The sequence below is a fragment of the Hydrogenobaculum acidophilum genome, assembly GCF_054656715.1.
On sequence record NZ_BAAHXP010000065.1, the window covers coordinates 1 to 333 of the forward strand.

Here is a 333-nt window from a genome sequence, read left to right on the forward strand (position 1 = left end):
GGTTTATAGAAAATTTTAACAAAGGTAAGTGTCCATAGTGTATGTGAACTTATACAAGCATAAATCAAGTCCAGATAAAGGCATATTCTTACAGCTCTTGTCCTATATCTATGCTAAGTACGAAGAGGCCTACAGAGAAAATAAAGAGTTTCCTAACATTGCACCTATGGTAATCTATGTAGGCAAAGAAGATTGGAACATACCAACTTCCACTGTTAAAGACATTCCCATTGATGAAGAGATAAAAGATTACCTTTTTAACCTCGCATATACTCTTAAAACTCCAAAAGATATGGACCCAGAGAAAGTAGAGGCTATAAGAAAAGACTTAGA

At 34.5% G+C, this 333-nt stretch carries 1 protein-coding gene; it reads left to right on the forward strand.

The window, feature by feature from the left end; translation table 11 throughout:
• Nucleotides 1–37: 37 nt before the first annotated feature.
• On the forward strand, nucleotides 38–333 hold a 296-nt coding region (locus ACYQZV_RS09135; RefSeq protein WP_459895343.1), incomplete at its 3' end, for an Rpn family recombination-promoting nuclease/putative transposase.